18 protein-coding genes are annotated in these 13,659 nt (G+C 54.8%); 14 read left to right on the top strand and 4 right to left on the bottom strand.

All coding sequences use genetic code 11. The features are described from left to right. Positions 1–8 precede the first annotated feature (8 nt). The 6 genes from CBW65_RS21490 to CBW65_RS21465 are packed head-to-tail and all read left to right on the top strand — an operon-like array spanning position 9 to position 2,231. Positions 9–383 carry a competence type IV pilus major pilin ComGC gene (locus CBW65_RS21490; protein ID WP_157722115.1) on the top strand — a complete coding sequence of 125 codons (375 nt, stop codon included), beginning with the start codon at positions 9–11 and terminating at the stop codon, positions 381–383. Next, positions 380–847 (top strand): prepilin-type N-terminal cleavage/methylation domain-containing protein, encoded by a 468-nt coding sequence (locus CBW65_RS21485; RefSeq protein WP_087458603.1) that lies wholly within the window; start codon positions 380–382, stop codon positions 845–847. Before CBW65_RS21490 ends, CBW65_RS21485 begins: the two co-directional genes overlap by 4 nt. After that, complete coding sequence (locus CBW65_RS21480) at positions 844–1,206, top strand: type IV pilus modification PilV family protein (protein WP_087458602.1); 363 nt, start codon at positions 844–846, stop codon at positions 1,204–1,206. Before CBW65_RS21485 ends, CBW65_RS21480 begins: the two co-directional genes overlap by 4 nt. Then, positions 1,175–1,627: a PulJ/GspJ family protein gene (locus tag CBW65_RS21475; RefSeq protein ID WP_087458601.1), complete on the top strand. Its 453-nt coding sequence runs from the start codon at positions 1,175–1,177 to the stop codon at positions 1,625–1,627. The genes CBW65_RS21480 and CBW65_RS21475 overlap by 32 nt, the downstream gene beginning before the upstream one ends. Further along, positions 1,624–1,941 carry a hypothetical protein gene (locus CBW65_RS21470; RefSeq protein WP_087458600.1) on the top strand — a complete coding sequence of 106 codons (318 nt, stop codon included), beginning with the start codon at positions 1,624–1,626 and terminating at the stop codon, positions 1,939–1,941. The genes CBW65_RS21475 and CBW65_RS21470 overlap by 4 nt, the downstream gene beginning before the upstream one ends. A gap of 17 nt (positions 1,942–1,958) precedes the next feature. Further along, positions 1,959–2,231, top strand: a complete 273-nt coding sequence (locus CBW65_RS21465; RefSeq protein ID WP_198299685.1) for a hypothetical protein — start codon at positions 1,959–1,961, stop codon at positions 2,229–2,231. A gap of 340 nt (positions 2,232–2,571) precedes the next feature. Here the strand turns inward: CBW65_RS21465 and CBW65_RS21460 are convergent, their stop codons facing one another. Beyond that, the gene (locus tag CBW65_RS21460; protein ID WP_198299684.1) at positions 2,572–4,722 is read right to left on the bottom strand and encodes a M4 family metallopeptidase; all 2,151 of its coding nucleotides are present in this window, start codon (positions 4,720–4,722) and stop codon (positions 2,572–2,574) included. A 37-nt stretch (positions 4,723–4,759) separates the two neighbouring features. On the opposite strand from CBW65_RS21460, the gene CBW65_RS24630 reads away from it, so the two are divergent. Further along, a complete protein-coding gene (locus tag CBW65_RS24630; protein WP_198299683.1) occupies positions 4,760–5,014 on the top strand; it encodes a hypothetical protein in 255 nt (84 codons plus the stop codon). A 170-nt stretch (positions 5,015–5,184) separates the two neighbouring features. Here CBW65_RS24630 and CBW65_RS21455 read toward each other — a convergent pair whose 3' ends face one another. Both CBW65_RS21455 and CBW65_RS21450 read right to left on the bottom strand, forming a co-directional pair. Beyond that, positions 5,185–5,373 (bottom strand): aspartyl-phosphate phosphatase Spo0E family protein, encoded by a 189-nt coding sequence (locus CBW65_RS21455; protein ID WP_157722114.1) that lies wholly within the window; start codon positions 5,371–5,373, stop codon positions 5,185–5,187. Between the two features lie 145 nt (positions 5,374–5,518). Next, the gene (locus CBW65_RS21450; protein WP_087458597.1) at positions 5,519–5,728 is read right to left on the bottom strand and encodes a hypothetical protein; all 210 of its coding nucleotides are present in this window, start codon (positions 5,726–5,728) and stop codon (positions 5,519–5,521) included. 188 nt (positions 5,729–5,916) lie between these two features. On the opposite strand from CBW65_RS21450, the gene CBW65_RS21445 reads away from it, so the two are divergent. From CBW65_RS21445 to CBW65_RS21415, 7 genes are all read left to right on the top strand, one after another. Then, a complete protein-coding gene (locus CBW65_RS21445) occupies positions 5,917–6,435 on the top strand; it encodes a shikimate kinase (RefSeq protein WP_087458596.1) in 519 nt (172 codons plus the stop codon). 106 nt (positions 6,436–6,541) lie between these two features. Continuing rightward, positions 6,542–8,467 carry an asparagine synthase (glutamine-hydrolyzing) gene (gene asnB / locus CBW65_RS21440; protein ID WP_087458595.1) on the top strand — a complete coding sequence of 642 codons (1,926 nt, stop codon included), beginning with the start codon at positions 6,542–6,544 and terminating at the stop codon, positions 8,465–8,467. Positions 8,468–8,586: 119 nt separating this feature from the next. Beyond that, positions 8,587–9,033 (top strand): ACT domain-containing protein, encoded by a 447-nt coding sequence (locus CBW65_RS21435; protein ID WP_232463393.1) that lies wholly within the window; start codon positions 8,587–8,589, stop codon positions 9,031–9,033. Between the two features lie 95 nt (positions 9,034–9,128). Further along, positions 9,129–10,073: an AFG1/ZapE family ATPase gene (gene zapE, locus CBW65_RS21430; protein WP_087458594.1), complete on the top strand. Its 945-nt coding sequence runs from the start codon at positions 9,129–9,131 to the stop codon at positions 10,071–10,073. A gap of 94 nt (positions 10,074–10,167) precedes the next feature. After that, positions 10,168–10,671 (top strand): hypothetical protein, encoded by a 504-nt coding sequence (locus tag CBW65_RS21425; protein ID WP_087458593.1) that lies wholly within the window; start codon positions 10,168–10,170, stop codon positions 10,669–10,671. 167 nt (positions 10,672–10,838) lie between these two features. Further along, positions 10,839–11,750: a phosphate/phosphite/phosphonate ABC transporter substrate-binding protein gene (locus CBW65_RS21420; RefSeq protein ID WP_087458592.1), complete on the top strand. Its 912-nt coding sequence runs from the start codon at positions 10,839–10,841 to the stop codon at positions 11,748–11,750. Between the two features lie 149 nt (positions 11,751–11,899). Beyond that, the gene (locus CBW65_RS21415; RefSeq protein ID WP_087458591.1) at positions 11,900–12,811 is read left to right on the top strand and encodes a hypothetical protein; all 912 of its coding nucleotides are present in this window, start codon (positions 11,900–11,902) and stop codon (positions 12,809–12,811) included. On the opposite strand, the gene CBW65_RS21410 is transcribed toward CBW65_RS21415, so the two are convergent. After that, positions 12,754–13,626, bottom strand: a complete 873-nt coding sequence (locus CBW65_RS21410; protein WP_087458590.1) for a YqhG family protein — start codon at positions 13,624–13,626, stop codon at positions 12,754–12,756. The genes CBW65_RS21415 and CBW65_RS21410 overlap by 58 nt on opposite strands. Positions 13,627–13,659 lie beyond the last annotated feature (33 nt).

The following is a 13,659-nucleotide window of genomic DNA, read 5'->3' as shown; positions in this document are numbered from 1 at the left end:
TGAGTTCGATGCGAAAATGGTTCCAGATGTTGCGCAGTCAGCAAGGTTTCACGTTGATCGAATTGGCGGTGGTGGTGTTTGTCATCTCCGTGCTGATCGCCATCGCCCTGCCGAATCTGCGCGGCACCGGAGAAAAAGCCCAGACGGTCACCTGTGAAGGCAACCAGCGGCTGTTGCGTGCGCAGTTGGAAAACTACTACCTGATCGAAAACTCCTACCCGGCAGGCGCAACAGACACCGAGCGTCTGGAAGCGATGGTCGACCGCGGCTATCTGCAAAGCCTTCCGTCCTGCCCCGGCGGCGGCACCTATGCGATCACGGTGGCAGCAGACGGAAAAAGCGTCGTCCTCGACTGTCCGGTGCACGGAGCGCTCGGCCAATGATCGGCAATGGCAATCGCTACCGTGCCCAAGCTGGACACACCTTGCTGGAATTGCTCCTCGTCCTCTCGATCCTCGGCGTGATGTTTGCGCTCCTGATCCCCAGTGTGAATCGGCTGTACCAGTGGTTCGAGCTGGATGCTGCGAGCCGTGCCGTCACCTCCGACCTGCGGAGCGCGCAAGTGAGCGCCTGGGTGCACGGAGACGAGCATGAAGTAAAGTTCACTCGGTTCACACCCCGGTACACCCTGTGGGAGAAAGGGGTCTTCCAAAAACAAAAGCAGCTCCCAAACCGTGTGACCTACCGCCTCGGCTACATCGAAAACACGGTCGCCACCCTTGGTTTTAGCCCGACCCGCGCCACAGGCAGCGGCAGTATCCGACTGGTAAACGCCACCGGCCAGCAAGCGGACATCAAAATCTCGCCCGTCTCCGGGCACATCGTCTATGACGGGGTGCAGCCATGATGCCCCAAAATGAACAGGGTTTCACACTCATCGAGGCGCTGTGCGCCATAGTGGTTACTTCCTTCACCGTTTTACTGGCAGTTGGACTCTGGCAAGCCAGCCTGGCCGCCGAGCGGCAGGCTGAGCTGCAGACATCCCTGACCCGACAAGCGGTGTCCCGCCTGGAGCGCCTGCAAGCCGAGCCGAGCGTTGCCGCTCGCGATGACACCACCGAGATCAACATCCGAGGCACAGCCATCACCGAACGCTTCACCATCACCATCATTCCAGAAGCGGCACTATACCGAGTCACCATCACCTACACCTGGCAGGAGAGGGGGCGTGCCCGTGAGCAGACGTGGGCGACCTATCATCCATGACGAGCGAGGTGTCACCTTGCTGGAGCTGGTGATCTCCCTAACGGTCGCAGGGCTGTTGCTGCCCGTGCTTGCGGCGTGGCTGATCGCTCTGACCACCCAATGGAGTGAGGTGACGGACCGCATCGAAACCCGCCAGCGGACAGCAATATTACTGCATCGAATTGGCACAGAACTTCGAGACGGCATCCAATTCTCCCCACAGCTAAGCGGCTTAGCGTTCCGAAACGGGGAAGGCAGACTGATCCGTTACCAGCTCACCACGGGCGGTCTGCTCTTGCGCGACGAAGAGGGGGTTGGGTCAACCGTCATCGGTTCCAAACTCACCGATTGCCGTTTCACGACCGAGCAGGAGGGCAAGCTGGTCACGATCCACCTCGATGGCACCACCCAGACCTGGACAGGCAGGGGGAGCCGCCCATGAAGCTGGTGCTGCCGATCACCCTGCTCATGCTGACCCTGCTCCTCCTCGGCGCTCAACTTACCCTGACCACCCAAGACCTCCAGATCACCACCGAGCTCACCCGATCCAACCAGTCCTACTACCTCGCCGAAGCGGCCTTCGCTCTCGCGAAGGATCGCCTCCAACAAGACCCATCCTGGCGTGGCACCCAAGCGAGCGTCTCGCTCGGAGCGGGAACATACGCCTTCCGCATCTACGAGCAAGGAGCAGTTGTCCACATCGAAGCGACCGGTGAAATCGGAAAAATAAAGACAGTCCTCAAACGGGTATTCTAATCCCGAGGTGATGCCACATGGCAGACGATCAACAACAGCAGCGCCGAGACAATACCGGCCTGATGCAAGTCCTGCAGTTCATCAACGCCGAAGGAGACGAAGAAGAGCTCCAACAAGCGGCCAACCAAAACCAAAGTCAAAACAACGCGCAGAACAATGCTCAGAACAATGCTCAGAACAATGCTCAGAACAATGCTCAGAACAATGCTCAGAACAATGCTCAGAACAATGCTCAGAACAATGCTCAGAACAACACCATGCAACAAGAACAAGATGGTCAGGAGTCCTAACAATCGACCAATCTATCAATGCGAGCAGCAGGAAAGCAATCGCAACTGCCACTCATAAAACCCAGGCAGACAACGAGCAATCAACTCATCCTGCAACGAACTTCCAAACGCCGGGCACCTGAAAAACTTGGGGGAGGGCGGGATATGCGGAAGTGGTGATCTTTGAATCTTTACCCTACCTCTAAAAAGGTTTTACTCAATCAAGGGGTACAGATGAAACGTGAACCCGGAGCATGTCCCGCCCGGACCCGACCACCCAGCCCCAGCCCTCTGCCCAACAACAAAAAGACCCCCATGCGCATGCATGGGGGTCTTGAACTTTGTGCCTTTTACTCACACTTTACTCCTCAATCGGATCCACAAAACTAGTCTTCGGCTCCTCCGCCAGCATCCCAGCCGAAACAATCGCCGTCGGATTATAATAAGCCACCTGGTCAATCGTATAGCCAAACGCCGTCACCGAGCTGTCACTAAACAAAATCGCCGAAGCTTCATCACCGTCCAGCGTCACCCAGAAACCGGCCAGCGTCCCGGTATACGTATACACCGTCAAATCATTCTTATCCCGAATCTGCACATAATCATACGTGTGCTCCGTCTCAAAGCGCGAGAAGTGCAGCGCAACCTTCTGCGCCCCTTGCTTCTTATACGTGTGCTGATATCTGTTGTTATAGCTCACCGGATAAGGATGAGGCGTATCCATCGGAAGCGTCTCATAGAACCACTTGTTCGTCGTCACCGTCGGGAACGTCGCTTTCAGCGTATACACCGAAGTCGAGCTTTGCGCCCCATTATAGCCCACAATTTTCACATAATAAGTCGCGCCAGCCGTCCCGCTAAACGCCACGGTCTCCGCCAAGTTCCCGCGGTTCGTCGACTGGCCGATCAGATTCGAAGTTGCATCATAAACAGCAAGATCATAATCATACGCCATATTGTTCATCAAAACGGTCACATTGCCATTCGCGCTCGGCGTGAACTTAAACCAATCCTCATCGCCCGCCGACGTGATGCGTCCATTATACGTCGTGTCCGAAATCACCGGAGCATACGCCGATTCCTTCGAGTTGTTCGGCTCAAACGGATCGCCCGTCGAGTCATTCACCCCAACGCTTTCCCACGCATTGACCACAGTAGCCACTTCTGCCGACCCGGCGCCGTACAGATCGATCGCCGCCTGACGAGTCGCATTGCGCGCGTCATTAAAAATCGACTTCGACGTCAAATACTGCGTCAACGCCCGATACCACACCTTGCCGGCCTTTTGTTGCGTCATGCCCGGCGCGGTCACAAATAGATAAAACGCCTTGTTCGGAATCCCCGAGTTCGTGTGCACACCGCCGCTGTCGGCCGACGTGTACAAATACTCCGCCATGTTGTCCGGATGATTGTACGCCCCCGGGTCTGCCAGCGACCGCATCGCATCGCCCGGAATGTCTGGCGTCACGATCGCTTCGCCAACCAGCCAGTTATTATCCGGCTTGTTCTCAATCAACTCCCCAAACACATCCGAGAACGACTCGCTCAACGCGCCCGACTGGTCCTGATAGATCAACCCGGCCGTCTTCGTCGTCACTGCATGTGTCAACTCATGCGCCACCACGTCGAGCGCGCCTGAAAAGGCGAGATAGTTCTTGCCGTCACCGTCCCCATAGACCATCTGTCCGCCGTTCCAAAACGCGTTGTTATAGTTCGAGCTGTAATGAACGGTCGACTTAATCGTCGCCCCGTTGTTATCAAACGAGTTGCGTCCATGCTCCGTATAGTAGTAGTCATATACAAGTCCCGCATAATAGTGCGCATCAACAGCCGCCTTGTCCGACCAGACATTGTCGGTGTTCGACAGCATCGTGCCCGGCAGCGACAGCCCGTAGTTGGCCGAATACGTGTCGATCTTGCCGCCGGTGGAAAACATCGGCTTGGTGACATCGCTCAAGTAGTACAGGCCGGAGACCAAGTCCGTATTTAGCGTCTTCGTATCATCCAGCACACCTGAAGCAGGAGCGACCGCTGCGACCATCGACAGCTTGGAGATCGTGTGGACAACCGCACCGTCGTGCGCATCCACAAACACATCCGCATAGACCGGCGTGCCGTCCAGCGTCGACAGCGTCACGAGGTAGACCAGATGATAATCGCCTTCACCAGCCTCGTAAACGACCAACTGCGACTCCTGCACATCAAACGATGCTGCAGCGGTCACTTTCAGCGTTTGCTTGGCAACGGTCAGCGCTTGGTCAGCAGACAGCGACGGTTTCACCTTCAAGCCTTTGATCTTCACCACCGGGTCATAATACCCGTTGACCGCAGTGACCTTGCCATCCGCATCCGTGTGCAAAATCAGCTCATTCCCAAAGACCGGCACGCCTTTATAAGTTTGACGGAACTTAAACGCTTGTCCATGCTCGTCCTTGATCGTATCAAACGGAGTCAGCTCCAGCTGAGCAGAGTCCATATTAAACAGGTCGCGGTTCTCCTCCAGCACTGCCACAGCATCCGACCCGGAGCGCACCGTACGGGAAGAGAGCTTGCCAGAAACAAAACTCGGCACATCTTTCTTGATGTTCCATGATAAATTTTCTTTACCTTTTGAATTTTCAGAAATATCTATTCTCGCAGATTCCTGCCGATCGACCGCTTTTGATTTTTCTGACGGAGCAGCCAATACAGGAAAAGTATTTATCGCAGCCATTGACAGCACAAGGGTAGAGGCAACGGCAAAAGCTGGAACCTTCTTCATTTTCATGTATTTATTCCCCTTTCTTAATCCAGATTTATTTTAAACATCTACCCACATAATACCACTATGTAATCACTCATGTAAACGATGGAATATAATTACAGAGCAGATGATATTAATTATTAGTCAAAACTAGCTTTTTACGCATCTTCACTTATTCATTAACGAAAGTTTTCTCTTCCGATCTTCTTTTAAAAAAACAAAAAAAGCGTCCTAATTAGGACGCTTGTGCAGGCGATTGGCAGTAAACCTCTTGTTTTGCTGCATCAGCAGGATCAGCTGATCGAGTCGCTGGCTGATCTCGACCACTTGGGGGTCGACGAGGCTGCCTTGGCGTTCGGCGACCTTGATCATCTCCGACCGTAACCCTTCGATTTGCACCGCGAGCATGCTGCTCGTCATGAACCATCCCCCGCTTTTCGCATCTGACATATTGCAGTATATGCGCGGTGAGATTCCGGCTCTACCTTTTTCTTTCGACACAAAAAAGAGAACCCTGTCAAGAAAAATCGCCCCGGTGTCGCACCGGAGCGATTCCAATCCGCGCTTACTTGCCCTTGGACATATTCATCGTTGCCTGCTCAGCAGCAAGCTTGGCAGCAGCTTCGCGTTCTTTTTTCTTTTTCATATATTTTTCCACGTGCGGCCACCACAGGCCGGGCACGCTCAAATAAAGAGTGACGACGACAGCCACAATGTGCCAGATCCAGTCCCACATCGTCGCTTCGCCCATCCAGTGCAAAAAGCTATCCCACATGGCGCAAGACTCCTTCATATATAGTTTCAAGATCATAAATATTTGAGTACGCCCTTATTGTACCATAGACAACAACGGGAAATTATTACGAAACACGTAACTTTTTCTGGGAACAAGGTGTGACGGTTGCCCGTTTTCGCGCGTCATATTATGATGAGTCCAAAAGAAAGCCACAAGGAGCGAATACTATGAAGAGGCGACTGTATCTGATCGGATTTATGGGTACGGGCAAAACGACCGTCGGGCAGGCGCTGGCCGCGGAGCTGGGGGTTGACTTGTACGACACCGATGCAGAAATCGTACAGGCCCAGGGCAGTCCGATTCCCGAGCTGTTTGCCGAGCGGGGAGAGGCGTATTTTCGCAGCCTGGAGCATGTGATGCTCACCGAACTCGCGCAACGCGAACCTGCGGTGATTACGACCGGCGGGGGAGTGGTGTTGTCGGAAGCGAACCGCGAACTGATGAAACAAAGCGGCGATGTCGTCCATCTGACCGCATCTCTCGACGAAATCGTGCGCCGCGTCGGGCAGGATGAGAACCGCCCGCTTTTGCCAAGCGACACCGGCCTGCGCGCCCGTGTGGAAGAGCTTCTGGAAGCACGCAAAGGCCTGTATGATTTTGCGAATTGGACGGTGGACACGACTGACCGCTCGATTCAGTCAATCACGGCTGAAATCATCCAAAATCTGTCTAGTTCTTCGCGTTGACGAGCAGAATGAAAGAGACTACACTTTAATAGTTCTGCCTGTATATGAAACAATACGATACAAACGAGTTCATCGTCTTCGATAGAGAAAGCGAGGTTTTACATAGATGTGTGGCATCGTGGGAATGTACAACAAAACCGGACAGCCGGTTGACCAAAATGTGCTGGAGCGCATGCACGCTCAGATCGTGCACCGCGGTCCGGACGATTCGGGCATGCATTTTGAAGGGCCGGTTGGACTTGGTTTCCGCCGCTTGTCGATCATCGACCTGGAAGGCGGCCATCAGCCGATGCCCAACGAGGACGGCACCGTCTGGATCTCCTTCAACGGCGAGATCTACAACTACCAGGAGCTGCGCAAATGGCTCATCGAGCGCGGACACCAGTTCCAGACCGAGGCTGACACCGAAGTTATCGTCCACCTGTACGAAGAAAAAGGCCCGGACTGCGTGAAAGAGCTGCGCGGCATGTTTGCCTTTGCGATCGTCGACACGCGCAATGACATGGTGCTGATCGCCCGCGACCATTTCGGGATCAAGCCGTGCTACTATACGGAAACGACTGACAGCATCGTCTGGGGTTCGGAGATCAAATCCCTGCTCGAAGCGCCGGGCGTGGCCCGCGACGTCAACCCGGAGTCGTTCTGGAACTACTTGACCTTCCAGTACGCGCCAGACCCGCTGACCATGTTCAAAGGCATCCACAAGCTGCCGGCTGCCCATTACATGGTGATCAAAGGCGGCAAGATCAAAGAGATCACCCGTTACTGGGATCTTAAGTTCGAGCCGGAAGACCGTCCCTTGTCCTACTACATCGAAGGCACGCAGGAGATCCTCCGCAACTCGGTCAAAGCACACATGAACTCCGAAGTGCCGCGCGGCGCATTCCTCTCCTCCGGTGTCGACTCTTCGACCATCGTCTCCCTGCTCAAAGAGCTGGAGCAGGTCAAGACGTTCACCGTCGGCTTTGAAGGCGCAGGCGGACAGTCGGAGATCGCTTATGCCCGCGAGACGGCGAATATCCTCGGCACAGAGCACCGCGACACGATCATCACGGCCAAGGAATACCTCGATGTGCTGCCGCGCCTGATGTTCCATCAGGATGAGCCGATCGCCGACCCGTCGGCGATTGCGCTGTACTTTGTCGCGGAGCTGGCGAGCCGTTACATCACCGTCGTCCTGTCCGGCGAAGGGGCGGACGAAGTGTTTGGCGGCTACACCATCTACCGTGAACCTTTGTCCCTGAAAATGTTCGACTACCTGCCGATGTCGATGCGCCGCACTCTGGGCTCGATGGCGGAGATGTTCCCGGAAGGCATGAAAGGTCGTTCCTTCCTGATGCGCGGCGGCAAGACCTTGCAGGAGCGCTTCGTCGGCAACGCCTTTATCTTCGGCGAGCAGATGAAAGAGGAGTTCGTGCGCATGAACCCGGAGCAGATGGGTCTGCGCCGTTACCTCGACATCACCCAGCCGTACTATGACCGTGCGGCGAAGTACGATGACGTGACCAAAATGCAGTACATCGACTTCCACACCTGGCTGCCGGGCGACATTTTGATGAAAGCGGACAAGATGACGATGGCCAACTCGCTGGAGCTGCGCGTTCCGTTCCTCGACAAAGAGGTGTTTGAGTTTGCCGCAAAGATTCCGGCCCAGTACCGCACGATGAACGGCACGACCAAATACGTGCTCCGTGAAGCGGTGCGCGACATTCTGCCCAAAGAAGTGGCAGAGCGTCCGAAGCTCGGCTTCCCGGTGCCGACCCGCCATTGGCTGAAAAAAGAGCACTACCAGTGGGCACGCGAGCTGATCGACGCCAGCCCAATCGATCACCTGATCAACAAGCAGTATGTCATGCAGATGCTCGAAGATCACAAAAACGGCGTCCGCGACAACGCGCGCAAAGTCTGGACGATCCTCGTCTTCATGATGTGGCACCAGATCTACGTCGAGCGTTCCGTGACGATCACGCCGCAAGTGCCGCCGACCGTCAAGACGCGCCGCGAGCACAACGCGCCGCTGGCCGCTTACTAATTTCATCGACCCGAGCCCTCTGTTCGCGCAGAGGGTCTCTTTTTTATGGAGATAGACTATTAAATAATCCGTACTTTCTATACAATAGAAGTAAAAGTGATAATGGGGAGGGTTCGACTGTGAGTTCCAAGCGGCGCTGCTTTTATCTGGTCGCAGAAGATATCATGCCGGAAGCGATGATCAAGACCGTTCAAGTCAAAGACATGCTGGCCCGCGGCGAAGCCAACACGGTGCACGATGCTGTCAATTTGGCGGGCTTGTCGCGTTCCGCTTTTTATAAATATCGGGATCTTGTGTTCCTGTACGAAGAAGAAGGTCAGGGGAGACTGATCACCTTGTCCCTGATCCTTGAGCACCGCCAAGGCGTCTTGTCGGCGGTGCTCAACGCGATTGCCAAGCACGGCGGCAACATCATCACGATCAATCAAGGGATTCCGATGAGCCAGGCGGCCCATTTGACGATGACCGTCGAAGTGCAACATCTGACCACTTCGGTCGATGAACTGCTGGAAAGCCTCGAAAAGCTGCAAGGCGTGCGCAAGGCGGAAGTGGTCGGCTACTCCTAAGCTGTCAGATTTCGTGTCTTGAGGACAACCTTGGCGGCGTGGTACTCTAGTACGTATATGAATCATGCACGAAACGACAGAAGGGAGGGTATGCAATGGAGCACATCGGTTCGGCACTGGGCATGGCGGCGCGCCTGAAAGGGCAGTTCGACTATTCGCCCGACTATTTCCGCGAGCGTCTGCCGCACCTGCGCTCGCTTGGCGTCGATGATCAGACGGTCAAGCGCGGCGCGATCCTCCTGCTCGACCTGATCAAGCAGGAGCGCATCTGCGGCAACTGCCAAGGCTACGACAAATGCGGCAAAGAAGGCGACGCCCAAGGCCTCTATGACTACCTCGACCTGTACAACGACCAGTTGACCGTTCGCAGCGGCCCTTGCAATCCCTATTTAAAACATATCGAAATGCGGGAGACCTCCTCGTTGCGCGAGTTCTCGGAGAAGACGCTGGCCGACAAGGAATACCGCTTTGACAACTACCCGCAGGAGCAGGCGCGCAAGCATCCGGAGCTCTATGCGGCGGCGATGGAATTTGCCAGCGGCTACGACCACCGCCGCAACCCGATTGAGACGGCAGCCGCCTTTAAAGGGCTGTACATCTTCGGATCGCCCGGCGTTGGCAAAACACACCTGATGCTGGCGATCTGCAACATGCTCGACGATCGCCAGGTGCCGAATATCTTCGTCCGCGCCGACACGATTTTTGACAAGCTGCGCGGCATGGCAGCATCGGGACAGGACATGGAAGCTGTGCTGGAAAAATACTGCACGGTGCCGGTCTTGGCGATCGACGAATTTGCCCAAGAGCGCGCCAACGAGTTTACGCTCGACAAGATATTCCGCATCATCAACTACCGCTTCTCGAACAAACTGCCGACCTTGTTCACCTCCAACTACGAACCGCCGGCGGTCTACAAAACGTTTTACGATTCCACAAAAACGGTTGATGCGATGATTTCGCGCATCGTGCAAATGACGCGCATCGGCCGCTTGACCGGCAAAGACGCGCGGCTGAGCCAAGTTGAATTTTTAGATGCCTGAGAGAAGGACGCCCAAGTCCTTCTCTTTTTTTATGCATGGCATACATAGGGAAACGCCGGCCTGCTCATACTAGCTTGTAAGAGGTGATGGTCAAATGAACAAGTGGCTGCGCAAGATGACGGCACTGTCTCTTTTGACGCTGCTGACGGTGAGCGCCACGCCCGATGCAACTGCGGAGGTTGTGCAAAAGCAGCCCGACGTCACGCAGCAGACGACGGCAGAGCTGACTAAGTTTCGCGGGCAGTTGGGCGCGATCAAGCAAAAAGAGCACAACATCCGCCACCTGAATCACCAGATGAGGGACAACAGCTACGAACTGCGCAAACTCTTGCGCAAAGCGGACAAAGAGTTCCAGCGGGACGTGGACGGCAAACTACAGAGCTTCCACGCCAACCTGAAGCAGGCGTATGCTTTGCACAAACAGGGGGAAGCGCTGAAAAAGCAGATCCACGCCGCCCGCCAGAAGCGCGATCTTAAGCAGCTTCGCGCTTTGATGGGAGAACTGGACAGCCTGAAAGGCAAACAATTGGAGTATTTGCGTCTGGCCAATCAAGAGTTGCAAACGGAGCTTGAAAGAGTGAAAGAACGCGTGCGCTAGCGAAAACGCAAGAATTTGCCAGCAAAGGTAGCCTTTTGTTGTCGAATTGTGATGAATCCTCACAAAATCTACAAAAAACGGATATTTCTTTTTGGGCCAATTGTGCTATACTAATCGTGGCAATAGCCCATTTATTGATCCTATTTACACATTTGGGGGAAAATCGAATGTTCAAAAAGACTTTTGCAGTTGGTATGACTTTGGCTTTGGCAGCAACCATCGTTGGCTGCGGTTCCGATGAGAAAGAAAAAGGCGGCGATCAAGCTGCAAAAACCGAAAAAGACCCGGAGAAACTGATCGTTGGTTTCATTCCGTCCCAAAACGCAGAGAACCTGTCTGCAAAAGCAAAGCCGCTGGGCGACCTGCTCTCCAAAGAGCTGGGCATTCCGGTAGAAGTACAAGTTACCACCAACTTCAACGGTCTGGTTGAAGGTATGGCAGCGAAGAAAGTTGACGTTGGCTTCCTGAACCCGATCAACTACGTATTCGCACACGACCAGAAGAAAGCAGTTAAAGTTCTGCTGCAAACCGAGCGTAACGGTTCGCCGTCCTACCGCGCAATGTTCGTAAAGCGTGCTGACGACACCACCCTCAACAAGATCGAAGACGTAAAAGGCAAGAAAATTGCTTTCGTTGACGCATCTTCCGCTGCTGGTTACATCTACCCGGCAGTTATGCTCAAAGGCGCTAACATCAACCCGGAAACCGACGTGAAGCCGGTTCTCGCAGGCGGCCACGACAAAGCGCTGATGGCGCTGGTTCGCGGTGACGTAGATGTAGCGACCGTCTTCGAAGACGCTCGTACCGTCATCACCAAAGAAGTTCCGGATGCAATGACCAAGCTGACTCCGTTCGCTTACTCCGAAGACATCCCGAACGACACCGTTTCCATCCGCAACGGTTTCTCTGATGCTTTCAACAAGAAAGTTCAAGACGCTTTCCTCGCGATCATGAAGACCGAAGAAGGCAAAACCATCGGTAAAGAAATCTACTCCTTCGACAACCTCGTTGTCTCCGATGACAAGAACTTCGACCCGGTTCGCAAAGCGATCGAAGTTATGGGCATCAAGCCGGAGTAATTTTATACAAGCGACACCAAACGACTCTCCTTGCGGAGAGTCGTTTTTTTGTCGGAAAATTTATGTGATCGCCCGACAGGTTCTAACATACATTGCACCCCGGACACGCTACCATTGAGACAGAAGCATCAAAGGAGCGATGAACCTCGATGGGACAAAAATTCCGCACGCTGACCATGTTGACCCTGCTGCTCACCGCCACGTCGATCCCGACGCTTGCGGAAGCGCCGCTTGCTGCACAGCAGCAGCCGGAGGAAAGAAAGCAGCAACAAGCAGACACCTCAATCTCTACCAGCTCGCAAGCTGTTGATATTACCGCACTTTTACACCGCATTTCGGCGATTTCCACCTATACGGAGTGGCAAGGGGCCGCAGCACAGCTGGTGCGGAGCCTGCACAACCCGGAAGGCCGGCAACAGGCGCTCCTGTGGAGTGTCCAGGCAAACGGGCAGCCTGCCGGTTATCTCGTCACCTCGCCGGACGGGCAACACGTTTACGAGTTCAGCCGCGGCGCGGTTCCAACCTTGCCGGAGCACTTGCAGGGCAAAGAGCTGACCGAAGGCTACATCTATGCCGGACCGATGCTGCATCTGGTCTACTACCACACCGATGGCGACACGCTGGATCTCTATAACTTGCAAACAGGAGAGACCTTGCCTTGGGGCGAGTTGAAAAACAAAGTTCCAGCGTCAGGTGCAACTGTCGCAGCCCGGCAGTCAACGGTCGAACATGAAGTCGAGGTTTCGAACTCGCCGGACAGCGATGCCTTGTATGCCACCGGCCGTTTCGGCCAGCTCAAACTGGAGCCGGATGACAACGAAAAAGGCGTCCGCCAACTGCGCAGCTACGCAGCAGGGGACACCTTCACCGAGCCGTCTTATATTGTTTACGATGCTGTCCCCGACAAGCTGACCATCGCCTTGCAAGTGACCAAAGTGGTATCGCAGGGCGAAGCGGCTTATCTGCAAGTCCGCAACCCGTTCACCCCGGAGACGGAAAGCGTCTACATCGACAGCCGGTTCCCGGTCAGCGTGTTCCTCAGCGCGTCTTCCGCGACATAGAGCATGCCAAAATGAAACGGTTCCACCTGCACGCGGGGAGCGCAGCGCCATTTCAACTCGGCGATCCTCAATTCCCGTTCGGCTGCGTACATCGCAGCCTTTTTTTCTTTGTCGTCTTCGGTCTTCGCATCGTCAGCATTGACCAGCCCCAGCGACTCATAATAGGTCTCGAGCTGTTCCAACTCCTGCGCCAAATGAGCGTCTGCTTCTTCCGCCCACGAGTGATCCAGTCCTTCAATCTCTGCGATCAGGCTTTGTTTCAGGCGGCGATATCCTTCTGTAAGCGACAGTCCGGCCGGCTGCACCATCGCCCCAACGCCGGGCGATTCCCCAAACGCCAACGTTTCCACGCGTTCATAAAAATCCCGCACCAACGACCCGTTCCCGAGGTGAACGCCGTAGGACACGATCTCGTCCCGCCGCCGGTCGGCGATAAACGACAACTTAAACGTCGTCATCAAATAAGGCGCGAGCGGCTTCGCGCTGACTTTTTGATAGGCGCGGGTGATGCGTCCGCGTTTCTGTGTCGATTCGATGATCTTGTTCAGCCGAAAGCTCCCCAGGGTCACAAATTCCATTCTTTCCACACCTTCGATCTCCAAGTCCGGATCAAACGCGAGCGACAGCACCGAATTTGGCACGTCCTGACCCATCGCCTCGACGTACATCCAATAATATGGCCGGTCGGTCAGCTCCTTGTCGATCTCCCTCGGCAGTTCCACCTGCAAAAAGTCCTCCTGATCAATCAAAATAGGAGCCCCCACAGCCTCAAAATACCGCCTGCAGAAATCCTGAATCTCCTGCTTGTTCTCCACAAAACCCCTCCTTTCGAATCGCGGTGGATACCT

The sequence above is a fragment of the Tumebacillus avium genome (assembly GCF_002162355.1).
Lineage (GTDB): Bacteria > Bacillota > Bacilli > Tumebacillales > Tumebacillaceae > Tumebacillus_A > Tumebacillus_A avium.
Note: the sequence above shows the minus strand (reverse complement) of the source record. Positions and strands in the feature narration are given on the sequence as shown.